General features: G+C 29.1%; 22 protein-coding genes. All 22 read left to right on the top strand.

The features are described from left to right. Positions 1 to 18 precede the first annotated feature (18 nt). The 22 genes from E5167_RS00700 (at position 19) to E5167_RS00595 (ending at position 24472) form a co-directional block, all read left to right on the top strand. Positions 19 to 1542: a serine hydrolase domain-containing protein gene (locus E5167_RS00700; RefSeq protein ID WP_169301348.1), complete on the top strand. Its 1524-nt coding sequence runs from the start codon at positions 19 to 21 to the stop codon at positions 1540 to 1542. A gap of 67 nt (positions 1543 to 1609) precedes the next feature. Continuing rightward, a complete protein-coding gene (locus tag E5167_RS00695) occupies positions 1610 to 1945 on the top strand; it encodes an antibiotic biosynthesis monooxygenase family protein (RefSeq protein ID WP_136840011.1) in 336 nt (111 codons plus the stop codon). Next, entirely contained in the window at positions 1942 to 2772 is an 831-nt protein-coding gene (locus E5167_RS00690) for an alpha/beta hydrolase family protein (RefSeq protein WP_136840009.1), read from the top strand. The genes E5167_RS00695 and E5167_RS00690 overlap by 4 nt, the downstream gene beginning before the upstream one ends. A 25-nt stretch (positions 2773 to 2797) precedes the next feature. Continuing rightward, the gene (locus E5167_RS00685) at positions 2798 to 3925 is read left to right on the top strand and encodes a TlpA disulfide reductase family protein (protein WP_136840007.1); all 1128 of its coding nucleotides are present in this window, start codon (positions 2798 to 2800) and stop codon (positions 3923 to 3925) included. An 87-nt stretch (positions 3926 to 4012) separates the two neighbouring features. After that, entirely contained in the window at positions 4013 to 6448 is a 2436-nt protein-coding gene (locus E5167_RS00680; RefSeq protein ID WP_136840005.1) for a DUF5916 domain-containing protein, read from the top strand. A 30-nt stretch (positions 6449 to 6478) separates the two neighbouring features. Then, a complete protein-coding gene (locus tag E5167_RS00675; protein WP_136840003.1) occupies positions 6479 to 7363 on the top strand; it encodes an MBL fold metallo-hydrolase in 885 nt (294 codons plus the stop codon). Between the two features lie 153 nt (positions 7364 to 7516). Next, positions 7517 to 7768 carry a hypothetical protein gene (locus E5167_RS00670; RefSeq protein ID WP_136840001.1) on the top strand — a complete coding sequence of 84 codons (252 nt, stop codon included), beginning with the start codon at positions 7517 to 7519 and terminating at the stop codon, positions 7766 to 7768. Between the two features lie 8 nt (positions 7769 to 7776). Next, the gene (locus E5167_RS00665; protein ID WP_136839999.1) at positions 7777 to 8523 is read left to right on the top strand and encodes an alpha/beta hydrolase; all 747 of its coding nucleotides are present in this window, start codon (positions 7777 to 7779) and stop codon (positions 8521 to 8523) included. A 213-nt stretch (positions 8524 to 8736) separates the two neighbouring features. Continuing rightward, positions 8737 to 9624, top strand: a complete 888-nt coding sequence (locus tag E5167_RS00660; protein WP_136839997.1) for an MBL fold metallo-hydrolase — start codon at positions 8737 to 8739, stop codon at positions 9622 to 9624. 273 nt (positions 9625 to 9897) lie between these two features. After that, positions 9898 to 10797, top strand: a complete 900-nt coding sequence (locus tag E5167_RS00655; protein ID WP_136839995.1) for an alpha/beta hydrolase — start codon at positions 9898 to 9900, stop codon at positions 10795 to 10797. A 421-nt stretch (positions 10798 to 11218) separates the two neighbouring features. Beyond that, positions 11219 to 12202 carry a leucine-rich repeat domain-containing protein gene (locus tag E5167_RS00650; RefSeq protein WP_136839993.1) on the top strand — a complete coding sequence of 328 codons (984 nt, stop codon included), beginning with the start codon at positions 11219 to 11221 and terminating at the stop codon, positions 12200 to 12202. 197 nt (positions 12203 to 12399) lie between these two features. Beyond that, the gene (locus E5167_RS00645) at positions 12400 to 13353 is read left to right on the top strand and encodes a serine hydrolase domain-containing protein (protein WP_136839991.1); all 954 of its coding nucleotides are present in this window, start codon (positions 12400 to 12402) and stop codon (positions 13351 to 13353) included. A gap of 53 nt (positions 13354 to 13406) precedes the next feature. Next, positions 13407 to 14795, top strand: coding sequence for a gluzincin family metallopeptidase (locus tag E5167_RS00640; protein ID WP_136839989.1), 1389 nt, complete (start codon positions 13407 to 13409; stop codon positions 14793 to 14795). A gap of 4 nt (positions 14796 to 14799) precedes the next feature. Next, positions 14800 to 15405: an FMN-binding negative transcriptional regulator gene (locus E5167_RS00635; RefSeq protein ID WP_136839987.1), complete on the top strand. Its 606-nt coding sequence runs from the start codon at positions 14800 to 14802 to the stop codon at positions 15403 to 15405. Between the two features lie 183 nt (positions 15406 to 15588). Then, positions 15589 to 16497: a gliding motility protein GldB-related protein gene (locus E5167_RS00630; RefSeq protein WP_136839985.1), complete on the top strand. Its 909-nt coding sequence runs from the start codon at positions 15589 to 15591 to the stop codon at positions 16495 to 16497. Positions 16498 to 16828: 331 nt separating this feature from the next. Further along, entirely contained in the window at positions 16829 to 17368 is a 540-nt protein-coding gene (locus E5167_RS00625; RefSeq protein WP_136839983.1) for a nuclear transport factor 2 family protein, read from the top strand. A gap of 94 nt (positions 17369 to 17462) precedes the next feature. After that, positions 17463 to 18605 carry a DUF5050 domain-containing protein gene (locus E5167_RS00620; RefSeq protein ID WP_136839981.1) on the top strand — a complete coding sequence of 381 codons (1143 nt, stop codon included), beginning with the start codon at positions 17463 to 17465 and terminating at the stop codon, positions 18603 to 18605. A 163-nt stretch (positions 18606 to 18768) separates the two neighbouring features. Beyond that, on the top strand, positions 18769 to 19896 hold the full coding sequence (locus E5167_RS00615) for a helix-turn-helix domain-containing protein (protein WP_169301347.1): 1128 nt from the start codon (positions 18769 to 18771) through the stop codon (positions 19894 to 19896). A 132-nt stretch (positions 19897 to 20028) separates the two neighbouring features. Beyond that, complete coding sequence (locus tag E5167_RS00610) at positions 20029 to 20496, top strand: hypothetical protein (protein WP_136839977.1); 468 nt, start codon at positions 20029 to 20031, stop codon at positions 20494 to 20496. Positions 20497 to 20521: 25 nt separating this feature from the next. Next, on the top strand, positions 20522 to 22831 hold the full coding sequence (locus E5167_RS00605) for a M20/M25/M40 family metallo-hydrolase (RefSeq protein WP_136839975.1): 2310 nt from the start codon (positions 20522 to 20524) through the stop codon (positions 22829 to 22831). Between the two features lie 403 nt (positions 22832 to 23234). Further along, a complete protein-coding gene (locus E5167_RS00600; RefSeq protein WP_136839973.1) occupies positions 23235 to 23843 on the top strand; it encodes an FMN-binding negative transcriptional regulator in 609 nt (202 codons plus the stop codon). Between the two features lie 89 nt (positions 23844 to 23932). Beyond that, positions 23933 to 24472: a nuclear transport factor 2 family protein gene (locus E5167_RS00595; protein WP_136839971.1), complete on the top strand. Its 540-nt coding sequence runs from the start codon at positions 23933 to 23935 to the stop codon at positions 24470 to 24472. Positions 24473 to 24603 lie beyond the last annotated feature (131 nt).

Genomic DNA, 24603 nt, shown 5'->3' with positions numbered 1-24603 from the left:
AATATGAAAACAATCAATATGAATACTAAAAGCTTAATTATTATAGCATTGATAACTGCTAGTTTATCAATAAATGCTCAAACAAAAAGCATTAAAGCCCTAGATGAATTTGTTGAAACAATATACGATTCAATACCATATGCGCCGAGTATTTCAATAGGTGTTATCCATAATGGTAAAATAGTGCACAAAAAAGCTTATGGTTACAGCAATGTAGAAAACAAAATGCCTGCAAAAACCTCTACACAATATTATATTGCATCCACAACCAAATCTTTTACAGCTCTGGCAGCTACTATTTTAGGAGAAAAGGGTTTATTGGATTTTAATAAATCGTTGGCAGATTATTTTCCTAAAGTAAAGTTCGCAGATTCCATTCAAGCAGATAAAATAAAAATCCCTGATTTGCTTGGTCATACCTCAGGAATTGATAATTGTGCAGGTATGACGTATGCACTATCAAACACAGGTTCATATACCATAGATCAACTTTTTGATTTAATGGAGAATACATGTGCACGACTTCCTTATGGTACTTATAGGTATTCTAATTTAGGATACAACATCATGAATTTAATCTTTCTTAAAGAGTTAGGTAAAACTTGGAAAGACGTTGTGCAAGAAGAAGTGTTAAACCCTATAGGTATGAATCACACATACAGTAGCTATATAAATTTATTAGAAAACAAAGAAGATGTTGCTACACCTTATCAAGCACTTGGAGTAAATGGTAAAGACTTTTTTGCAATCCCAAACCTTTTTAAACGAGACGAAACCATGCATGCTGCAGGCGGATTATACGCTTCGGTTGATGATGTTTTAAAGTGGTTACTTGTTCAGGTTAGTGATGGAAAAATTAATTCTAAAACTGTTATATCACCTACAGCATTAGCTAAAACTAGAAAAATTAGAGGAGAGGTTAAAGGAAAAGGGTTTGGGTTTAACGGTATGAATATTAGTTATGGTCTTGGGTGGAATATTGCAAAATACAAAGACAAATTGCTCTATCATCATGGAGGTGCGTTTGCAGGCTACAGAACTATGATTTCATATATTCCTGAAACAAAATCTGGTGTCGTCGTAATGGTTAATGATAGTAATATAGGAAATAGCTTTACACACTTTCTATCCACTTTTGCTTATGATTTTTTTGACGAAACCCTAAAAGATAAAGATTGGAAGCAATCTTACTACAAATGGATAACAAAATCGAAGGCTGAAACTAAAAAATATGGTTTAGACCCTATGTATCAAGATTTTTTAAATCGTTCAAAACGTACATGGGATTTATCAGTGCCATTTAGTGCCATAACAGGAGCCTATAAATGTAAAGATGAAAATTTACCTATTATTAGAGTTTTTGAAAAAGATGGCGAACTAGGTGTGTCACAAGGCATTATGAATGCTAGAGTTGAACCTCAAGGGTTTCCAAATGCCATTAGAATAGACATGACTGGAGGAGGTGAAACACTCCAACTAGATGTTGAAGGAGACCGAGTTAAAGGGTTTACTTATAAAGATAATTATTATGAAAAGCTTTAATGAACTATTAATAAAAAAATAGTTCTAAATGATGGATTAAAGCTAAAATTAAATTTGATAAAATTATATGTACTTAGTAGTTTGGAAGTATAAAGTGAATAAAAACAATCAAACAGAATTTGAATTAGAGTATGGAAATCTTGGAACTTGGTCAAAACTATTTAAGAGTTCTGATAATTATATAAATTCTTCTTTATATAAAAGTTCTGACAAGAACGAGACATATCTTCTTATTGATACCTGGACAGACGAACAATCCTATGAAAATTTCAAAAACACAAATGAAAGTTTTTACGAAAGCTTAAGCTCTAGATTTGAAAATATTTACGAAACAGAAGTAAAAATAGGAACATTTAATACAATTAATTGTGCCATTATGCCAAAACGACTTAATCAAAAATGAATACAATAATTAATTTAAAGGTAAATACATTTACTGCAATAATAACTCTATTCTTCATTTTAGCTCTATTTAACTATAACTTAAGTGCTCAAAACAATAGTTGTCCTGCAAGTAGCGAACAAATAATTATTCCAATAGAGAACGATTCAATTGTAGCTTGGGCAATGTTAGCTAGAGGGAAAGCTAAAAAGGAAACCGTGATTCTATTACATGGTCTTCCAGGTAATGAAAGAAACCTAGATGTAGCACAAGAATTAAGACGAAATGGAAAAAATGTAATCTATTTTAATTACCGTGGCGCATGGGGAAGTCAAGGTGAATTTATGTATGCAAACTGTATTGAAGATGTTAAAAAAATAATAGACTTTTTCTCTACATCAAAGAATTCAGATAAGTATAGAATTAAACTAGATTCTTTTATCCTTTTTGGGCATAGTATGGGTGGTGGTGTTGCCTTAATTAGTGGCGCAAAAGATAATAGAGTTAAAAAAATTGCCGTGTACTCACCTTGGAATGCCGGAGGTACAAAATTTACTACACAACAAATTAATGGATTTAAAGCAATGCTAAAACCTTTATTCATGCTTAACATAGAGCCAAAGCGCTTTCTTGAAGACATTGTAAAAAATAGTGAGCAGTATAGTATTATCAACTATAAAAACCAATTAAAAAATAAACAGGTGTTAATATTTGATGAAAATGAAAGAAATAAACACTGGATAGAAAACATAGAGAATGTTGAGTATATACTAATGAAAACAGATCATTCTTTTTCAGACAAGCGTTTGGAGTTAATTCATAAAGTATCTAAGTGGGTAAACAAATAGAACGAATTAAGCAAAAACATAAAATATGAATTATAGAATTTCAATTTTTGTACTGATAATGTCTTCAATTTTCTTAGCATCTTGTGAAGAAAAAGAAAAGAATTTTACTTTTTCTATACAAGGAAAGTTAGACGAAATTAAAGCAGGGGAAGTTTTACTTTACAAAGCAACTGATCTAAACAGAAAGAAATACGACATTGTAGATACTTTATATATAAAAAAGGATGGTACTTTTTTAGCCACATATAATCTTCAACCACATTATTACTTTTTAAAGGTATTTGATTCTATAGAAATTCCTTTTATAGCTAATTATGGACAAAAAATTAAAATAGATTTTCTTGCTGAAGAAAGGTATAGTATCACAGGGTCTCCAGACACAAAGCTACTTGAAGAGTATGAAAAATTTAGGTCAGATGTGTTAAAAGAAACAGTATACCCTAAACGAGGTGAATTGAGGAAATTAATGAATAAAAAGGGTGCTAACCCAAAGCTAATTAATGATTTGGGAGAGCAGTTAGTAAAAGCTGAAGAGAAATACCGAGACACATTAATTAATGTGGTAAAGAAAATGGGTACTTCAATAGCTATTTACCCAACCATAATTCGTTGGAATGGTGATCAACATATGCAGTATTATGAACAACTTGCGGAAAAATTTGTTGCAAAGCATAAAGGTTTAGAAGTTGCTAATCTAATTTCAGAAAAGATCAAAATTTTGAAACAAGTTTCTCTTGGTGGTAAAGTTTCGGATATTATAGCAGAAGACACTTTTGGTAATGAAAAATCATTATATAAAAATCTTGGAAAGTATACATTAATAGACTTTTGGGGAAGCTGGTGTGGGCCTTGTAGATCTGAGAGTAATCATCTTGTTCAAATGTATAATAAGTTTAATAATTCAGGCTTCAATATTTTTGGATTTGCTATAGAAAGTAACAGAGAAAGTTGGACTAGAGCGATTAGAAAAGACAAAAAAACATGGATAGAAGTTTCAACTCTAAATTGGTATTCTAATGATGTTTCTGCTAATTATTCAATAACAGCATTGCCTAAAAATTTTCTTGTTGATGCAAATGGGATAATCCTTGCTAAGAATATTCATGGAAATGAACTAGAGAAGAAGCTTACAGAATTATTTTTAGAAAAATAAAGCAACCTATTATATAAACATTAAAGACAAATAAAGTTAAAAATCAAAATGGATTACTCTTATTTACATATTAATCAATTAAAATCAATGAAATACTTTCTTTTCTTAGTGTTTGCTATAACAATTTATTCAACTGGTGTTTCTCAAAACAAAAAGACATATCAAATTAAGCGAGCAAATACAGCTCCAAAAATAGATGGTGTTTTAAATGATGAAGTTTGGAAACACTCTGCAGAAGCTAAAGATTTTACACAATTTAAACCCGAAATGGGTGTAAAAGATACTATAGGCTCTAAAACCATAGTAAAGATAGCTTATGATGATAATGCTATCTACTTTGGAGCTTATTTACAAGATGATCCTTCAAAAATAATGCGACAAATTACTCCTAGAGATCTTTTTGGTCAGTCAGATGTTTTTACCATTATTATTAACCCTAATAATGACGCCCAAAACGATACAATGTTCTTTATTATGAGTTCAGGGACACAAGCAGATGCTATTTCCAACCCTAATATTGGAGAGGATTATGATTGGAATGCTGTTTGGGAAAGTAAAGTAAAATTAATTAGCGATGGTTGGATTGTTGAAGCTAAAATACCTTATAGTGCACTAAGGTTTTCAAATGACAATATAAAAACCTGGGGCATACAATTTCAAAGACAATTTAGAAGGCATAGCTCTGAATATTCATGGAATCCAATTAACGTTTCAAAAGGAAATATTGGTCTATATCATGGGGAATTAGTTGGTCTTGAAAATATTGAACCTCCAACTAGACTTAGTTTTTATCCATTTACGTCTGGTTTAATAAGTAATCATGATGGTGAAACAGTTACAGATTTTAATTTTGGGCTTGATATAAAATATGGAATCAGTGAAAATTTTACCTTAGATGCTACTTTGGTACCAGACTTTAGTCAAGCTGGTTTTGATAATCTAGAATTAAATTTAGGCCCATTTGAGCAAACTTTTTCTGAACAACGACAATTTTTTACTGAAGGTGTTGATTTATTTAACAAAGGTAATTTGTTTTTCTCAAGGCGTATTGGTAGTAATCCAACAGGAGAAGCGACTTTAAATGAAGATGAAGAAATTATCGATGACACCAATAATGTTAAGGTATTAAACGCAGTTAAACTCTCTGGGAGGACTAAAAACGGACTAGGCATAGGTGTTTTTAACGCTATAACTAAAAAAGCTAATGCAACCATAAGAGATACTATTTCTGGAGAGCTAAGAGAACAGGTTATAGAACCTGTTGCTAATTACAATATTTTAGTTGTGGACCAGCAGTTCAATAAAAATTCATCAATAAGTTTAATTAATACTAATGTTACAAGAGGTGGTGATTTTAAAGATGCTAATGTCACAGGTTTAGTTTATAATATTTCTAATAAGAAAAATACATATAATATCTATGGAGAAGGCAAAATGAGCTATCTCAATTTAGTCGATGGAAATTCTACAGGATATAGTTCGCTTGTTAAAGTAGAAAAATCTCACGGTAAATTAAGATATAGTTTTATTCATAGTTTTGCCGATACAAAATTTGATATTAATGATTTAGGCCTTTTATTAAGAAATAATTATAACAATTTTGCAGCAGATGTAACCTATAGAATATTTAAGCCTACCAATAATTTAAATAGGCTTTTTATAGGAACTTATATAAACTACAAAAGGCTAGCGAGTCCTGGAGTTTATACTGGCACTAATTTTGGATTTGATTTTTATGCTCGCACAAAAAACCTTATTGATTTTGGAGTAAATTCAAAATTTTATGTTGGTAAACAATATGACTATTTTGAGCCAAGAACAGAAGGTAGATTTTTTATTTATGAGAATAAAACTGATTTAGGTCTTTGGGTTAGAAGTAATTACAATAAAACATTCGCTTTAGATATTCGCGTTGGCGGTAATACCTTTTTTGAAAAAAACAGGAATACAAACGAACTTAGATTACTTATAAGCCCGAGGATTCGTTTAAATGACAAATTTTTAATTGACTATACTTTTGCAAATAACAAACAGTTTAATGACAGAGGTTACGCAACAACAGTAAATGATGACATTATATTTGGAGAGCGTGATAGAAAAACCTTAGAAAATAAAGTAGTTGCATTTTATACATTCAATCCGTTTCATGGATTATCATTAACCTTTAGAAATTACTGGTCTACCGTAACCTATAAAAATGACTTCTTTACTTTAGGAGATAATGGTCGTTTAAACCAAAACTCAGCATACAAAATGAATGATTTAGAAACCAATCCTAATATAAATTATAATACATGGAATTTTGATTTGAATTACACCTGGCAATTTGCACCAGGTAGCTTTTTAACTGCTTTATATAGAAATCAATTATTTAATTATAATAATGCCTCAACAGACACTTATGGAGCTAGTTTAAAAACACTATTTAATCAACCTATACAAAATATCATTTCTTTGCGTGTTCAATATTTCATTGATTATTCAAGTGTTAAAAATCTCTTTAAGAAAAAAAATATTATTTAAATAAAAACACAAACATTAAAATAAAAACAAATGAAACATTTTAAAATCACTTTGCTATTTATGTTAACATTAACTACAAATAGTATTTTTGCACAATTAGATTTAAATAAATCAAAACTTGAAATTGAAAAAGTTGGTGAAAACATCTATTTATTTGTTCAACAAACCAACATAGCCAACCCTTCAAGTATTGTATATAGTTCTCCTGAACTCTCTATTCTTATAGATCCAGGTTTCAAGCAAATGCAACCCATTATAAAAGATAGCATAAGTGCTTTAAGCGGTGGTGACATTAAGTTTACGATGGCCTCTCACTTTCATACAGATCATGCACAGGCTATGGAAGACTATTACAACACCACCACAATCCTTTTGTCATCAAGTCAATACAAAAGCACTACAGATATGGATATCAAAAATGTCATGTCTTCTAATGATAAATACCATCTAAAACTTGGAAATGAAGAATTAGAAATTCATTCTTTTCCTAACGCTTCAGGTCATACAGGTTCAGATGCTCTTTTCTTTTTCAAACGAGCAAATGTATTGGTTGTAGGCGATTATTTGTTTCAGGATATGTATCCAATAATTGACGTAAAAGGAGGTGGAAGCATTGAAGGATACTTTAAAAATATTGAATACATTCTTAGCTTAGCTAATAATAATACCAAAATAATACCAGGTCATACCTCTTTTAAAGATGTTAAAAATAGATATATATCTAAAGCCGAATATAGCTTACATATTAAAACATTGAAAGAATCTATGTCTGAAATAAATTCAATGAAATCGAAAGGACTTTCAATTCAAGAAGCTATAAAACAAGGGCTTCCAGAAAAATTTAAGTATTTCAATGAAGGGATGAAATATGTATCACAAGACAAATGGATTACTTTTATATATAACAACATGTAATAGTAAATAGCAACATGTATATTCCAAAAAAACATACAATTTGACACAAAACAAGTTAAAAACATTTACGAAGAAGATAATTTCATTCCATTAAGCAGTATAGAAAACAGTAGTGATATAGGAAGTAAATACAGATACATTTTAGCGCCTTTAATGCTAAAATGTTTTGAAGATAGATTTGGAAGAGATAAAATAAATCATATCATTAAATCTTTATTAGAGCTTTCTTACGATGAAACTTTAACATTAGAGTACTGGAAACAATCTGCAATAAAAAGTGGCATTAAAAAAGATGCCTTTGAAGCATTTGAAAAAGAATTTATCTCTAATGAAAAATTCAAAGAAAACATTATTAAAGAGATTAAAAAAACTACAATTAAAATACAAATAAACACTCCTAAATAAAAGAGATTATGAAAACATTAAGCAAAATTTTATTCACTACTGTTACACTACTTTTCTTAAGTAATATTATTCATGCACAAGAAGGAGTATCAATTAAATTAAAAGATGGGTATACATTATTTGGAACTTTTCATAAAGGTAATTATGAGAATCCATCAATTCTAATGCTACATCAGTGCAATCAAGATCAAAAAATGTGGAAGCCTTTGATAGAACTGCTGTCTAAGAATAATTATAATATATTAACTGTTGATATGAGAGGTTATGGCAAGAGTGTTTCTAAAGATTTTGATATAGATAAGAACGATTACGACTATGTTACTAATCATTTTAAAAAAGATATTGAAGATATAAATGAGTTTTGGTTAAAAAAGACAAGTTCATCAAAAAAGTATTTTGTTGTGGGAGCAAGTTGTGGAGGAGCACAAACACTCAAAGTTGTTGCACTTAATAAAAACAAGAACATAATAAAAGGTATTGTTCTCTTTTCTCCAAGTGTCAGAGAACATTGGATAGAATCAGAATATTTAAATCAATTTAAAGAAATGAAGCAGTTACCTATTTTAGCCGTTTCATCTATTGAAGATACTTTTGCGCAAGCTGGTATTAACGCTGTATTCCCAGGTAATGAATCCGAATATTCTCAAAAGATTACGTATAAAGGTAAAAGGCATGGCTACCCTCTTTTTGAGTTTGATCCAAATTTAGCAGCTTATATGTCTAACTGGATTGAAAAAATTCTAAGCCTCAAGTAGTTAATGGTTTAATTCATGTTTTTAAATGATTGCATCATTTTATTATTATTGAGCAAACTTAAGAGCTTCTTAAGTTTTAAGTTTCTAACAATAAACTTCCTGTGGACTAGTAGATATATGTTAACCTATTAAAATCATAAATTAAGCCCATTAGATAATTGCTTGATGAGTACTTATTAAAACTTATTCTTAAAAAAAATAAAAAACGAACAGATGAAACATAACAGAATTATTACACTTTTAATTATTGTATTAATGGTATATAGTGCTTCTGCACAATTGGATTTAAGCAAATCAAAACTTGAAATTGAAAAAGTTGGTAAAGATATTTATTTATTTGTTCAACAAACTAATATTACCAACCCTTCAAGTATTGTGTATAGTTCACCTGAACTTTCCATCTTAATAGATCCAGGTTACAAGCAAATGCAATTAAGTGTTAAAGACAGCATCAATGCTTTAAACGGTGGTAGCATTAAATTCATTATGACCTCACATTTTCATTTAGACCATGTACAAGCTATGGAAAACTATTACAACAATACCACGATCCTTCTGTCATCAAATCAACAAAAAAACATTTCAAATATGGATATTAAAAATATCATATCTTCTGATGACAAATACCATCTAAAACTTGGACAAGAAGAATTAGAAATTCATTCTTTTCCTAACACTTCTGGTCATACAGATTCAGATGCCCTCTTTTTTTTCAAGCAAGCAAATGTATTGATTGTAGGCGATTATTTGTTTCAAGATATGTATCCAAGAATTGACTTAAAAGGAGGAGGAGGAAGCATTGATGGATACTTTAAAAATATAGATTACATACTAAGTTTAGCAGATAATAACACCAAAATTATCCCTGGACATACCTCTTTTAAAGAAGTAAAGAAAAGATACTTATCTAAAAAAGAATATAGCTTACACATTAATAAAATTAAAGAATCCATTTCTAAAATAAATGCTATGAAAACAAAAGGGCTTTCAATTGAAGAAGCTCTTAAACAAGGACTCCCTGAAAAGTTTAAGTATTTAAGTGAAGGGGCTAAATATGTATCGCAAGACAAGTGGATTACTTTTATTTATAACAACCTTTGATAATATATAAATATAATTTTAAATCATAAAAACATATACTTAATAACAGTGATATTTTAACCACATAATGTTTTTTATTAAAAAATTCGAAATAGAGAAAGCTATATAAATTAATCAAAAATTATTTACCTAAACTTTTAAATTCCTTAAATTAAATCAAAAATCAAATGAAAAAAAGAATTCAAACAATAAGCATAATATTTATATTAATGGTCCTTTCAGTAAAATGGGCAACAGTCAAAAGAGTACTCAGCACCTGGAAAGTTAGTAGATATTGGAGGTTATAAAATTCACTTACTAGCATCTGGAGAAAATAAAATAGGTCCAACAGTTGTCTTCTTCCACGGAGCAGGAGATATCGCTTTACATTGGAATTTGGTATTACCTAAAGTTGGAAAGTTTGCAAAAGCTGTAGCCATAGACCATGCTGGAGAAGGATGGAGCGATCATGGTCATGGTATGGCCTTAAACCAACAAGTATATGACACTTACAAAGCACTTAAAAAAGGAGGCTTTAACGCTCCTTATATAGTAGTCGGTCATTCATTAGGAGGTATAACTGCCAATTTATTTGCAGCAAAATATAGTAAGGAAGTTATTGGTGTTGTAATGGTAGATGCCACACATCCAGATGTAGTCTTGAAGGTTTACAATAAAGAGACAAAGAAAATGGAATGGATGCGTATGCGGTTAAAAGCAGATCAACCAATAAAAGAAGTGGTTACGACGCCTTTAAGTGAGCCTAAAGAAACAAAATCTTTTCAAGCAAGAAGAGATTTTGGAGATATGCTAAATAAATTTTCTGATGAAGATAAGGCACGTTTCAATTGGATTTACAATGAGCGTAAATGGACCTATGTTAAAGGTCAAAGTAATACTTATGAATCTGAAATAATGCAGGACATGCATACCAATAAAGAAAAATATAATTTAGGAGATATACCTCTAGTGGTTATCTCTGGTGGAGATAAAGACACTTCAAAAGGTGATGGAAATTGGAGCTCAGAGAGATTAGCAGAACACTCAAAGAATTTACAAAAAGACCTTTTAAGTTTATCTACAAATAGCAAGCAGATTATAGCTAAAAAGAGTGGGCATAATGTTCATATTGATGAGCCTAAACTTATTGTTAAAATAATTAAGAAAATGATAAGAAGTTATAAAGTAAAATAGATTACATAAAAAGTATTAATAATAGTAAATAAATAATACATTAAAGGATTCACACCAAAATAAGATATAGCTTAACAAAAAGTATGAGAATACCAGAAATGGTTGTTGATAATAAAGGTATTAAACCAGATTTTTATATAGATAAAAGTATTCCAAAACATGAATGGCTTGAATTTGTAGTAAAATCATTAAATCAATAGACTTGAGTTGTATGATTTTAAAATCATAAAAACATGTATCTATAGCAATATACCAGCACATAATGCTTTTATTAAGGTGTTTGTTGTTTTGACAAGTCTAGGTTAGTAACAAATACAAATAATTCATATCTTTTATATACAACAACATCTAAATCAGTAAAAAGATTAGCCTTAAAAGCAAACAAATAACCTAAAGTAAACTAACTATTAATAAAATTATTATGAAAAAACCAGTATTTAATAAAATAGCTAAAGCGTTAATCATTATTATATTTTGCTGTAACAATGTCTATGCTCAAAAAGTATCATTCGAAGACCCCAATTTAGAATTAGCAATAAGACAACTTATTAATTTACCCAATAAGTCTATAAAAAAGAGTCATTTAATAGATGTTACAAAGTTAGATATCAGACATAAAAATATTTCTTCACTTAAAGGGGTGGAAAATTTAGAAAATCTTATTGCAATTTCAGCAGATTATAACCCTATTAGTGATCTCAGTCCTTTATCCAATTTAAAGAAACTGCGAGCGATTAATATAGGAAATGCTAATTTAACAGATATCTCTCCCGTGTCTCAAATAAAAAGTTTAGTTGGAATTTGGCTACCTAATAACAAGATTTCTGATATTACCCCTATAAAAGATTTAGTCAATCTAAAGCACCTTATTATCGCAAATAACCCAGTTAGTAATATTACTCCTATAAATAACTTAACTAATCTTCAACAGGTAAATATTGATAATATTCAGATAAATGATTCAGATTTAGCTTCATTTTCAAATCTTAAAAAAATTGAATTACTTACACTCAATGGAAATCAGATATCTAACCTTCAACCTATTTCCAATTTAGTGTTACTTGAGTACCTCGACCTTAGAAATAATCGTATTGAAGATATAAGCCCTTTAGTTGGCAATTATAAATTAAAGAGGTTGTTTCTTTGGAAGAACAACATTCAAGATATTACTACGCTTTCAAAATTACATAATCTTGAATGGTTAGAACTGGGAGCAAATAATATTAGTGACATAAATTCATTGTCAACACTTAAAAACTTAAAACGCCTATCTGTAAATGACAACTACATTGATTTGGACACTGGTTCTAAAGATTTAGAAATAATTAATAGCCTTCAAGCTAATGGAGTAATGATTTACAGTCTTCCTCAACAAAATTTCAATTACTTTAAAAAAATGGATTAAACGATAATTAAGAACAGGAACAGTAGGTATAATGAATAATTAGCTTTACTAATATTTATTTCTTTAAAATCATAAAACTGTGTTTTCACATCAAAAGTGTGATTAGTTATTGTGCCTTTTAAGTTATTCATGCTGTTTTTGCAAAACAGGTTGTAACTATTTTAAATAATAGTTGTCATTATTATAAACAATATTTCATGAGAACAAACAGTTTTAAAACGTTCATAATCAGTTTTGCGCTAATCGTATTTAATAGCGGGTTTGCTCATATTCAAAATACAATTCTAATAGACTCATTGCTACACAATGCATACTCTTTAGGAAATTTCAATGGAAATGCATTAATCGTAAAAAATAATGAGATAATCTATTCTGCCTCATTTGGATATACGGATGCATCTAAAGAAAAGGAAATTAGCCTTGCAACACGATTTAATATAGGATCTATTTACAAAGAGTTTAGTGCTGTAGCTTTAATGGTTTTGGTAGAAGGTGGAAAATTAAACTTAGATGATTCTATTTCAAAATTCATCTTATCACTACCTTCATGGGGAAAGAAAATTAAGGTAAAACACTTGCTTCAATATACTAGTGGTTTGCCAAATTTAAAATGGGGAACCATCAAAAGTGATTTGGATATTTTAAATGACTTAAAAAATTTAAACTCGTTAAAGTTTGAACCAGGAACTGATTATTTTTATAACAATAATGATATATCTGTTAGACAATTTATAGTTGAGAAAGTATCTGGTACGCCATTTAATGTATTTGTTAAAGAACGCCTATTTGACCCTATTGGCATGAAAACGGCAATTGCGAACCCAACAATTGATACTAAAAATATAGCCTTAGGATATTCTAACTCATTAGTTAATGATAAAATCGAAGATCGTTTTACGGGAGTAATTTATGTAACGGCACATGATCTTTTAAAATGGGATCAGTCATTAAAGAATTATCGATTAATAGATAAAGAATCAATTAAAATTTTAGGGCAAAGTTTTAATGGCAATCAGTCTGCTTTAGGAAGTGTTGAATTTAAAGATGAGAAATGGGAAACGCATTTACATAATGGAGAATCTAGAAACTTTGAAGCTCTCTTATATTCAAATTACTCAAAAGGACTATATAATTATCTTATTAGGGAATAATAAAAAACGTAAGCTGTTTGAGCTAACAAATAATTTAATAGAAATTTTAGAAAATGAAAAAAAATAACTTTAAAAAGGTAATAATTATTTGGGCATTACTAATGTTTAGTATTGGTTATGCACAAATTAATATAAAAGGAACTGTTGAAATAGATATGAATTCTGGATTAATTAATTGTGATTTTGATTTATCTAACATTCCAAAAATTGAAGAGTATCGCATTTTACTCAACAAAGGAATGAATATAAAATATTTTAAAGATGATAAAAATCAATTAATAAGCTATAATGGTCATCATAACGGAAATACTAATGGAGAAGCTATTGAATATACATTAAGAACAGATACAACATATATTCCTAGTAAGCTTCATGTCACCTATAGAGGTGCTTTTCCAATATATAAGAATGACGAATTTAGTGCATTTGATTACAAAGGAATAATAGCTTTTAACGGAGAAACCTTAAGAGCCACTGAGCAGACCAAATGGTATCCCGTGATTTATGATGTTACTAATGACAGATTAATTAATAGCTATACGTATGATTTGACCATTAGTATAAAAGGAGGTACTACCATTTTTATTAATGGTAGTGCTCCTAAAAAAGGAAAAACGTCTCGCTTTGTGTCAAAAAAAGCACAGCGTTTATTACTGTTTGCTGGTAATTATGATTTTGTGGAGAGCAATGGAAATTATATTCTCAACACAAAAATCACAAAAGAAACTTCAAAAAAAGTGTTTAGCAATATAGAGATAATTAAATCTAATTTATCAAACAAACTTGGTATAGTATTTACTGATAAAATTTATTTGGTTAGTCATAAAGCTATAAATAAAAGAAAAAAAGGTAGCAGTTGGGGATTTAACACGTATCCAACATTTGCTTTCACAGCATTAAATTTTGACAAGATGTTAGATGATGAAGGTCAGTTCACAAATAATAATGTTAGATATTTTGGGCATGAATTTGGACATAACTATTTTGGAAACAATGTAAATTCAGGTAAGTTAAAGTGGTTTTGGGGGGAATCGTTTACAGAATACTTATCCTATAACATAGCAGAAGATTTATGTGGAAAGGATTTTTTAAAAGAAACACTAATAAAACAAGTTAAAAGCATTAACGAAGAGGATACATTTATAGCGTTAAGTGAGGTAAAAAAAAGAAGTGATATAGGAAGTAAATACAGGTACATTTTAGCGCCTTTAATGTTAAAATGTTTTGAAGATAGATTTGGAAGAGATAAAATGAATCATATCATTAAATCTTTGTTAGAGCTTTCTTACGATGAAACTTTAACATTAGAGCACTGGAAACAATCTGCAATTAAAAGTGGCATTAAAAAAGACGCTTTTGAAGCATTTGAAAAAGAATTCATATCCAACAAAAATTTTAAACAAAATATTATAAAGGAAATTGTAAAAAACTATAGTAAATAAGGTTATGTATATTCCTAAAAAAAACTTACAAACTAACAAAAAACAAATTGTTGAATTTATACAACGATTTAGTTTTGGAACTATTATCACATCAAAAAGAAATTTGCCAATTGCAACACATTTACCTTTTGTAGTCTCAGAAGATCAAGGTGATATTATATTAACATCTCATTTTGCTAAAGCCAATAATCAATGGAGAGATATTGATAAAAATGTTTTGGTGATTTTTAGTGAACCACATGCCTATATTTCTCCCAAAAATTACGAAAAGGAATTAAATGTACCCACTTGGAATTATATTTCAGTGCATGCCTATGGTAAAGGAAAAATTATTACCGATTTAGAGAAAACTTTTGAATTGTTAGAGCATTCGATTGAAAATTTTGAGGTTGCATATAAACAGCAATGGAATAAACTACCATTAGACTTTAAAACTAAAATGGCAAATGGCATTGTTGCTTTTGAGATAAATGTCTCTGAAATACAAGCCAAAGAAAAATTAAGTCAGAATAAAACTAAAAAAGAGCAAAAAAATATTATCGATTCTCTCTCTAATAGTGGAACTTATAACGAAAAGCTTATTGCAGATTATATGAGAAAATCTTTATAAAAATTAAAAATGTTAGCTTTTGTTTAATTAACTATTTCTTTAAGTCATAAAATCATATTCTCGCTTCAATATATCAGCTGCTCATATTGCTTATTGAATTATTCATATATGTTTATAATAAAAGGTAGTAACAATTGCAAATAATATGACTCATTATAGTATAACTTAAAATTAGAAAATACGATGAAAAGAGCATTAATATTAACATTTATTACGCTAAGCTTTGCAAAAGTAATAAGCCAAGAGAAATCTTTCCCCCAAAAGCCAATAGATTCAAAATTTGAAACTTCCGATATTCAAAATTTCTGGATAGCATTTGACGCATATGAAGATTCTGATAAAAACCCTTTTGAGGGTTATATTAAAAATGGAACTGCTGGGCTACAGGGTTTCATTCGTAATAGAATAATTAGTGCAGATTCTTTATTGAATATGGTAATTCGACGAAAACAAGATTATGAAAAAGTAAGAGATATTGAAGAAAAAATTAAAGACATTGAAAAAAAGGTTAAACCATATTTCTATGCTTTGGAATATTGGTACCCTTATACTGTTTATCCTCCAGTTTATTTTGTAGTTGGACGTTTTAATACTATGGGGACTATCTCTAAAAACGGTTTGCTAATTGGAGCTGAAATGCTAAATAACAATAATTTTGAATATATTCCTGGATTAATTGTTCATGAATCAATTCATTTCCAACAAAAATGGCCTAAAGGAGAGAAAAACCTACTTCAACAGTCTATTCTAGAAGGAGCAGCAGACTTTATTGCAGAACTAATAACTGGAACAAAACTTAATGGAGGCACAAACAGATATGGAAATAAACATAAAGATAATCTATGTAAAGAGTTTTTACAAGTAATGCATGGAAATAATTTTCAAGATTGGTTATATGGGGTAAGTGGTAAAGATGATAGACCACATGATTTAGGATACTGGATTGGTTATGAAATAGTAAAAGCATATTTTAACAAAGCTGAAGACAAAAAATTAGCTGTTAACCATATTCTGAATATCGAAGATTATGATAGATTTTTAAAAGAAAGTGGCTATTTAGAAAAGTATGAGGAGAAAGTTAAAAAGCAATAAGTTAGTTGTAAACACAACACATATAAAGAAACAATAGAATAACGTAACTTTTAAGCATAATCCTATATATTAATCAGATAAATTAGGATTTTATAAAAAATCTGCAATGAATTTATTCGGAAAAGTAGTTTAAAATATAAATGGATTGAATTTATATAGTTAAATTATTAACTACTAGGGTGAGTTAATAAGAGTCAAGGCGCTAAAAAAAATACTTCAATAAATAGAAAAATTTAAGTGATAATATGTTTAACTTCATCAATTAAGCTATTCAAATCATTATTGTAACAAGCACAAACTATTCTAATATTTTTAACAAAAAAAGAACCTCATGAGAATACTACTTAACAAATCAAATTTAATAATTATACTTTTACTACTTACCTCTTTTTTCTCCTACGGTCAAACATCTTCAGCAGTAAAGTCATCTGAGACTATAGCTTTAGAATATATGAAAGCCTATGGCAATTGGGATTTTGAAAAAATGAAAACTTTTTACGATGAAAACATTCACTTTGAAGACCCTACAGCAGCCGAAGCGTTTAAAAGCGGGTTTGAAACAGTTGGCAAAGAAAAAGTTTATACTATGTTTAAAGGAGTTTATCAAGCATTTGAAAATAATAAACCACCATACATTAGTATAAACGTTGATAAAATTTTTAGTTCAGGCTCTTTTGTTGTAATTAACTCTACTTATGAAAGTATACTACCAAATTCATGGTATAAAAACTCTAACACAGAAAAGATAATGGTATCCATTCCTTTCCTAACGGTCCTTCAAATTAAAAATGGTAAAATAACTATTCATAAAGATTATGCTGATTATGACACATGGACTAAACAAATACAAGCTCAGCTTACTAAAAAATAGCAAACTATCACAAAAATAACTATTCATAACATTTTTTATAAAAATCACTTAAGCTCCAATTAAATTTGTAAAGAACTTTTTTAATATAATAAGTATGAAAAAAATAATTTACATCTTTTTGATTTTGCTTTTAACATTGCAAAGTAGTATTGTCATAGCACAAACTCCAAATGATTATTCAGCAGTTATGTCTAATGATGAAAAAAAAATAGTTTTTTATTCCTATAGACCAGGAAAAGGTAAAATTTTTACAATGAATCCAGATGGATCTAATCAACAAATATTATCAGTTGGTGATGGAACCCATATACAGCCTATTTGGTCACCTGATGGAAAAAGAATTTTGTATTCACAATCTTCATTACAAGATGCAAATGGGAAGCGGATATCAGGTCCAATTATAAGTATGAAGGCAGACGGATCTGACGTAAAAGAGCTTACAAATTTTAAAGATGGAGAATATTCAGGTGCCATTGCTTGGACAAAAGATAAAATTTATTTTACACATGACGGTGATGGGATTTACACCATGAATTTGGATGGTTCGGGACAAAAGTTAGTTAAACGCACTCCAAATCCTAATAGAACAATTGTATCCAAAGATCTTAAAAAAGCATATTATATATTAAATCATGAGGATAATACTTCAAGTATTTATGAAGTTGACATGATGAATGGAGGTCAACCGAAAGAGTTAATTCGTAACCCAAACAAACATTTTCTTATTGCAATTTCTCCAGACAACAAGAAGATAGCATTTACATCTAATATGAAAGGAAATTACGAACTGTATATAATGGATAGTACAGGTAAGAATATGAAAAGACTTACTAATACGGATAGGGATGAATATTTTGTTTCATTTACTCCAGATAGTAAGCGAATTCTATTTGATTCAGAAAAACGTGGATCAGCAGATGTTTTTATTATGAATATTGATGGAACAAATGAAAAAAACTTAACAAGAACTTCTACTTCTAATACAAATCCGATGGTTGTGGGAAATAAAATTGTTTTTACTTCCCGTCGTGATGGAAATACTGAAATATATACGAGAAATAAAAAAGATGGAAAACTAAAGAGGTTAACAAATAATTCATATGTAGATGATCGTCCAGTACTTTCTGGCGATGGTAAGTTTATTGCTTTTGAATCGAATCGTAGCGGTAATTCTGAAATCTATATAATGAAAACTGATGGCTCTAGAGTTAGGAAATTAACAAATAGCATTAAATGATGTTAAATAAAAAGAAATTAAGAATAATTAGTTTTGCCAAAATAAAAGTAAGTGATATTTTAAGTAACTTAGCCAAGTTATCTTGCTGAAAAGAGGAGGGGATAAAGCAAAATAAATATCATAGATATTTAGAATCTTATAATTGAAAATGTACTTTTTAAACATGACAAGTAATTTAGTTGTTGACATCTATATAATACTTGGTTTAATAGCACTAAGTGTCGGTGTTTTTTTTGTGACATCCATTTTAACAAGCTCTTCAATTAAATCTTTTCCAAATAAATTATTAGCATTGTTATTATTGATTGCAAGTTATGAATTGTGTTATGGGATTGTTATTCGTTCAGGATTCATATTTAAAATTCCGTCTTGGTTTGGTTGGGGAGGTGTTTTTTTGTTGGCTTATGGACCATTATTGTATATTTACTCCCTATCTTTAATAAAAAAAGAGTTCACTCTTCGATCGGTATACTTACTACACTTTATACCGTTTTTGATTTGGCAAATAATTCACATTAAATCATACTTTAAACCATCTTCAATAAAAATTGAAAAATTAATCAGGCATTGGGATGTGAAAGCTGGTGTAGTGCGTCAAATAGATGTTGGAATAATAGATCTGTCAATAATTATTTATATAATTCTTACATTCATCTTATTATCAAAATTTAAAAAATCTTCCATAGGATTCATCAATAAGTATAAAATTAATAGAATTTGGGTTAAAAGATTACTTTACTTCTATCTTTTAATTTGGTTACTGCTTAAAGGGTCTATTTTGTTAAGCAATTTTGAAATAATAAACATTAGTCATTCAGCGGTAGAAATTATTCTTTATTCATTATTTACGCTAATTATTTCATTTTTATGGATTAACCAAATGGGTACAGATATTCCGTATCACGGTTGGACCCAAAAATATTCTTCTTCCTATTTATCAAAGAATGACACTAATATCCGTTTAAACAAAATACTTCAGTTGGTTGAAAAAGAAAAAAGATACAAAGACCCAAAAATATCTTTAAATCAGCTAGCCGACGAGCTTAATATTTCTTCAAAGCACTTATCTCAAATTATTAATGAACAAATGAATATGAATTTTTCTGAGTTTATAAATAGTTACCGAATTAAAGAAACCACGAAAAGATTAAGCGACTTAAATAATGATATTTTTACTATTGAATCAATAGCTTTAGACGCAGGGTTCAATTCAATAGATAGCTTTTATCGTTCTTTTAAACGACATACAGGTTTAACGCCAACTGACTTCAGGAAAACCAGAAAAAATTAAATTTTTCAAGTACTCAATTCGTGTTTTGCTTATTGGCAATTCAAGATTTGCAACAACTATCAATAAATTTTGCGAGCATACATTCCCTTCATTAGATACATTTGTGGTTAATATTAACTTAAATTAAGAATAATGAAGAATTTTGTAGTATTTCTGTTTTTAGCAGCTAGTAGTTTAATGTCTTATGGTCAAAATAAAGATAGCATGTCCCTTTCGGAATCTCTTGAATGGATTAAAACTCAAATGGAAACTAAAATTAAAGGAAATGTATATGGTTATGATGTTAGTTACAATGTGTCTTATACAGGCTCTATAATTAAGATTTCACAAAACTTAAAAAAATCAGGGGACGAAAGAAAAGTTATTTATGACTTTGATTTGTCAAAAATGAAGGTAGGGAAGAATGTTCTATTCGCATACTCAGAATCGGAAGGCTCTTTGTTAATTACAATTAAGAAGAGTCTATTAATAAGTGTTAAAGCTAAAAACAGTAGAAAAAGAGATATGAAAGTTACATTTTATAAAGGTGTAGACAATAATTTTGCAAAAAAAATTGAAGATGTCTTTAAGCATTCGGCTAAACTAGCAATGAGCAAATAACAACCTGACAAATAATTTAAAGACTATGGATAAAATTAAACCAATAGTTGTAGTAATAGGTTCGTTTATACTTGTTGCTTGGTTAAGTACTTTTTCACTTACTCCTAGTGATAAAATTTCAAAGCCAGCTTTAGAATCTGGTTATTCTGCTGAACGAGCTATGAATCACGTAAAGAGCATTGCTAAAGCCCCACATTATTTGGGTATGAATGAGCACCGTTTAGTGCAAGAATATATAGTAAGTGAACTTAAGAATTTAGGATTAGAAGTAACTGTTTCTAATGAAACCGCATTCAGAGAAGCAAGATTCAATAGGTCTCAAAAAATGATTGCGAATGTGCAGAATATTACTGCAGTTCTCCCAGGTAAAGGAACTAGTTCGAAATCTTTAGTTATTTCGTCACATTACGATTCAGATTATCACACACCTGGTGCTGGAGATAGTGGGTCGGCTGTGGCATCTATGTTAGAGACAGCAAGAACATTAGTTGCAAAAAAGGAAGGTTATAAAAACGACATAATTTTTTTGTTTACAGATGGTGAAGAAGCAGGGCTATTTGGCGCAATTTCATATGTAGAGCAATTAAAAAATAAAAATGACATTGGGTTTTTATTAAATATGGATGCTAGAGGAAACTCAGGCCCAGTACTTATGTTTGAAACTAGTGCTAATAATGGTAAAGTTATTAGTGAACTACATAAAGCAGTTCCAAGCATGTTAGCATCATCTATTTTTTATGAAATATATAAAATGGTTCCCCAAGGGACAGATTTTACAATTTTTAAAGCTAAAGGAATTCGAGGTGCAACTGGTGCAATTGTAGACGGGGTTGATAATTATCATACTAGTAAAGACAACCCAGAGAATTTATCACTTGCCAGCCTACAAAGTTATGGAAACCATATTTTTGGAGTAGCTAATCATTTTGGTAATTTAGATTTCAGCACTCTATCTGGAGGTGGTAACTCTGTGTATTTTAATACACTGGGGGATTTTATGGTAATGCATCCAAAATCATTAATTTGGCCATTTGTAATTCTGACGTTTTTACTATTTGTAGCTGTCCTAATTTTTGGTAAACGAAAAAATGAATTTAAAATTGTTAGTGTATTAAAGTCTGTAATGCTGTATCTAGGTGTTTTAGTTCTAATTCCAAGTATTTCATATGGGTTATGGTTTTTGATAGAGCTTATTCATCCAAATTATAAGTTATTAGGCACTTCAGGTATGTATAATGCTTACACCTACTTTTGGGGAATATTCACTTTAGCGATATTACTTTTTTGTGTTTATTTCCAAAGAATTGGCTCAAAGATTAATGATGAAGCAAAGTTCTTAGGCCCTATTATAGTTTTGGTTATTTTAATGTTGGTTGTTACAATGTTAGCACCTACTGCAGCTTATCTATTTTATGTTCCTTTAATTATAATCTTATTAGGAAAATTGTGGTCATTACTTAAAGTAGGTAATAAAATAATTTATGAAAAATATGGATTTTTATTAGGTTTACCAGCAATAATTATTTGGCTACCTATTATTATAATAATTTTTCAAGGGCTTTCTCTTAGTATGATTGGACCTATAATGCTTTTCCTTACACTTCTTCTAGGGATGTTGTATCCTTATATAATGAAAGCAATTAATTACGCTCCTAAATACTTTAATGCAGGGTTGCTTGTAATTTTCTTATTGTTTCTTTCTTTTGGTAGTATGACATCAGAATTTTCTAATGAACGACCTAAACCAACTGATTTATCTTTTTTCTGGAACTTAGATGTTAAGAAATCTGGTTGGGTTTATGGTGAGCGCAAGGCTGATAAGTGGGCATCACAATTTTTAAAGAACACAGAATTTACTCCGCCAACTGAAATTATTCCTACTTCAAAAACACCGGTTCTTAAAAGTTATGCAGAAGTACTACCTGGGCTAGTAAATCCAGAAATAAAAATATTATTAGATTCAATTAGAGGAGATAAAAGAATTCTTGAAATTATGATTGAACCACCTACTAATGAAGCTTCTGTTTTAAACCTACCAATCAAAAAGGATGGAGTACAAGAGATTTATGTGAATGATAAATTATATACAGATAATCACTTTAAAGAGCGAAATAAAGATGGAAGTCAAATCAATATGATTTTTTATAATCCTGGCTCTCATTTAAAGTTAAGGTTTGAACTTCAAAAAAATACGTTATTAGAATTACCAATGTTATTTATTTCTTACAAAATGGATTTCAAAAAATGGGGATATACTGAAAGGCCTAAAAATCAATTTCCTAGCCCAGGGTTTTATTCAAACGCTATATTTATTAAAAAAACAGAAGTCTTATAATACTAGAAATTTAAATATTTGAGTATAGATATCATATTTATACTCAAATATTTTTTTAAACCTTCAAACATTGTGTGGTATCTTACACAATAATTCTGCTTTGACACATAAACTATTCTCGAAATTATGTGTAAAAAATCAGTCATTTACCTTCCTTAATTTAATGAAGCAAAATCACATTTTTGTAAAAATAATCAACCTTTTAATAGACCTAGAGAGGTTTTTTTTATTCATTTTTGGTGAGATATTAAATTTAGATGCCCTTTAACAAGACTTAATTCAAAGTTAAAATTAAGCTGAAAGCTAATTATCATAATTATATCATAAAATAAAGATGGAGTATTTTTTTCCTTTTTAAAATTTATTTAATAAAGATATAATAAATGAAACTTCAAATAGCAACATGTACATTCCAAAAAAAAACTTACAAACTAACAAAAAGCAAATTGTTGAATTTATACAACGTTTTAGTTTTGGAACCATTATCACCTCAAAAAATAATGTCCCAATTGCCACGCATTTGCCTTTTTTAATTTCAGAAAATGAAGGTGACATAATTTTAACCTCTCATTTTTCTAAAGCCAACAAACAGTGGAAAGATATTGAAGATAAAAATGTTTTGGTCATTTTTAGTGAACCACATGCCTATATTTCTCCCAAAAATTACGGAAAGGAATTAAATGTACCCACTTGGAATTATATTTCAGTGCATGCCTATGGCAAAGGGAAAATTATTACTGATTTAGAGAAAACTTTTGAATTGCTGGAGGGTACTATTGAAAATTTTGAGGTTGCTTATAAACAGCAATGGAATAAACTACCCTTAGGTTTTAAAACCAAAATGGCAAATGGTATTGTGGCTTTTGAGATAAAAGTTTCTGAAATACAAGCCAAAGAAAAATTAAGTCAGAATAAAACTAAAAAAGAACAAAAAAATATTATTGATTCTCTTTCTAATAGTGGAACTTATAATGAAAAACTTATTGCAGATTATATGAGAAAAAACTTATAAGAGAGATTTTTTTGCTTCATTAATTAAGCTATTCAAATCATTATTGTAATAAGAACAAACTATTCTAATACTTTTAACAAAAAAATCTCATGAGAATACTACTTAACAAGTCTAAATTAATAATAACACTGTTATTACTTACTTCTTTTTTCTCATATGGTCAAACACCGTCTGCAGGAAGATCATCTGAAGATTTAGCTTTAGAATATATGGAAGCTTATGGGAATTGGGACTTTGATAAAATGAAAACTTTTTACGATGATAATATTCGCTTTCAAGATCCTACAGCAACCGAAGCCTTTAAAAGCGCATTTGAAACTGTAGGTAAAGAAAAAGTTTATACTATGTTTAAGGGAGTTTATCAAGCATTTGAAAATAATAAACCACCATACATTAGTATAAATGTTGATAAAATTTTTAGTTCAGGATCTTTTGTTGTGGTTAACTCTACTTACCAAAGTGTACTTCCAAATGTATGGTACAAAAACTCTAACACTGAAAAGATAATGGTATCCATCCCTATCTTAACGATTCTTCAAATTAAAAATGGTAAAATAGTTAGCCATAAAGATTATGCTGATTATGACACATGGAATAAACAAATACAAGCTCAGCTTACTAAAAAATAACAAACTCATTTTTTTTTTTTTTCATTAGAATGTTTTTGGTTTAAAAATCCTTGCATTTTTGTAAGGATTTTTTTGTCTCTTCAAATCATATTATTAATCGTTCACATCAAAAAAACGATTAATCATTTCTC

Source organism: Pontimicrobium aquaticum (assembly GCF_005047595.1).
GTDB classification, from domain to species: domain Bacteria; phylum Bacteroidota; class Bacteroidia; order Flavobacteriales; family Flavobacteriaceae; genus Pontimicrobium; species Pontimicrobium aquaticum.
Note: the sequence above shows the minus strand (reverse complement) of the source record. Positions and strands in the feature narration are given on the sequence as shown.

Excerpts from the sequence above, each read along its gene's own strand:
- E5167_RS00650 (WP_136839993.1), top strand. The coding sequence starts at position 11,219 with ATGAAAAAACCAGTATTTAATAAAATAGCTAAAGCGTTAATCATTATT.
- E5167_RS00700 (WP_169301348.1), top strand. The coding sequence starts at position 19 with ATGAATACTAAAAGCTTAATTATTATAGCATTGATAACTGCTAGTTTA.
- E5167_RS00630 (WP_136839985.1), top strand. The coding sequence starts at position 15,589 with ATGAAAAGAGCATTAATATTAACATTTATTACGCTAAGCTTTGCAAAA.
- E5167_RS00670 (WP_136840001.1), top strand. The coding sequence starts at position 7,517 with ATGCTAAAATGTTTTGAAGATAGATTTGGAAGAGATAAAATAAATCAT.
- E5167_RS00640 (WP_136839989.1), top strand. The coding sequence starts at position 13,407 with ATGAAAAAAAATAACTTTAAAAAGGTAATAATTATTTGGGCATTACTA.
- E5167_RS00690 (WP_136840009.1), top strand. The coding sequence starts at position 1,942 with ATGAATACAATAATTAATTTAAAGGTAAATACATTTACTGCAATAATA.
- E5167_RS00610 (WP_136839977.1), top strand. The coding sequence starts at position 20,029 with ATGAAGAATTTTGTAGTATTTCTGTTTTTAGCAGCTAGTAGTTTAATG.
- E5167_RS00665 (WP_136839999.1), top strand. The coding sequence starts at position 7,777 with ATGAAAACATTAAGCAAAATTTTATTCACTACTGTTACACTACTTTTC.
- E5167_RS00615 (WP_169301347.1), top strand. The coding sequence starts at position 18,769 with ATGACAAGTAATTTAGTTGTTGACATCTATATAATACTTGGTTTAATA.
- E5167_RS00645 (WP_136839991.1), top strand. The coding sequence starts at position 12,400 with ATGAGAACAAACAGTTTTAAAACGTTCATAATCAGTTTTGCGCTAATC.
- E5167_RS00685 (WP_136840007.1), top strand. The coding sequence starts at position 2,798 with ATGAATTATAGAATTTCAATTTTTGTACTGATAATGTCTTCAATTTTC.
- E5167_RS00660 (WP_136839997.1), top strand. The coding sequence starts at position 8,737 with ATGAAACATAACAGAATTATTACACTTTTAATTATTGTATTAATGGTA.
- E5167_RS00675 (WP_136840003.1), top strand. The coding sequence starts at position 6,479 with ATGAAACATTTTAAAATCACTTTGCTATTTATGTTAACATTAACTACA.
- E5167_RS00600 (WP_136839973.1), top strand. The coding sequence starts at position 23,235 with ATGTACATTCCAAAAAAAAACTTACAAACTAACAAAAAGCAAATTGTT.
- E5167_RS00695 (WP_136840011.1), top strand. The coding sequence starts at position 1,610 with ATGTACTTAGTAGTTTGGAAGTATAAAGTGAATAAAAACAATCAAACA.
- E5167_RS00620 (WP_136839981.1), top strand. The coding sequence starts at position 17,463 with ATGAAAAAAATAATTTACATCTTTTTGATTTTGCTTTTAACATTGCAA.
- E5167_RS00605 (WP_136839975.1), top strand. The coding sequence starts at position 20,522 with ATGGATAAAATTAAACCAATAGTTGTAGTAATAGGTTCGTTTATACTT.
- E5167_RS00625 (WP_136839983.1), top strand. The coding sequence starts at position 16,829 with ATGAGAATACTACTTAACAAATCAAATTTAATAATTATACTTTTACTA.
- E5167_RS00635 (WP_136839987.1), top strand. The coding sequence starts at position 14,800 with ATGTATATTCCTAAAAAAAACTTACAAACTAACAAAAAACAAATTGTT.
- E5167_RS00680 (WP_136840005.1), top strand. The coding sequence starts at position 4,013 with ATGAAATACTTTCTTTTCTTAGTGTTTGCTATAACAATTTATTCAACT.
- E5167_RS00595 (WP_136839971.1), top strand. The coding sequence starts at position 23,933 with ATGAGAATACTACTTAACAAGTCTAAATTAATAATAACACTGTTATTA.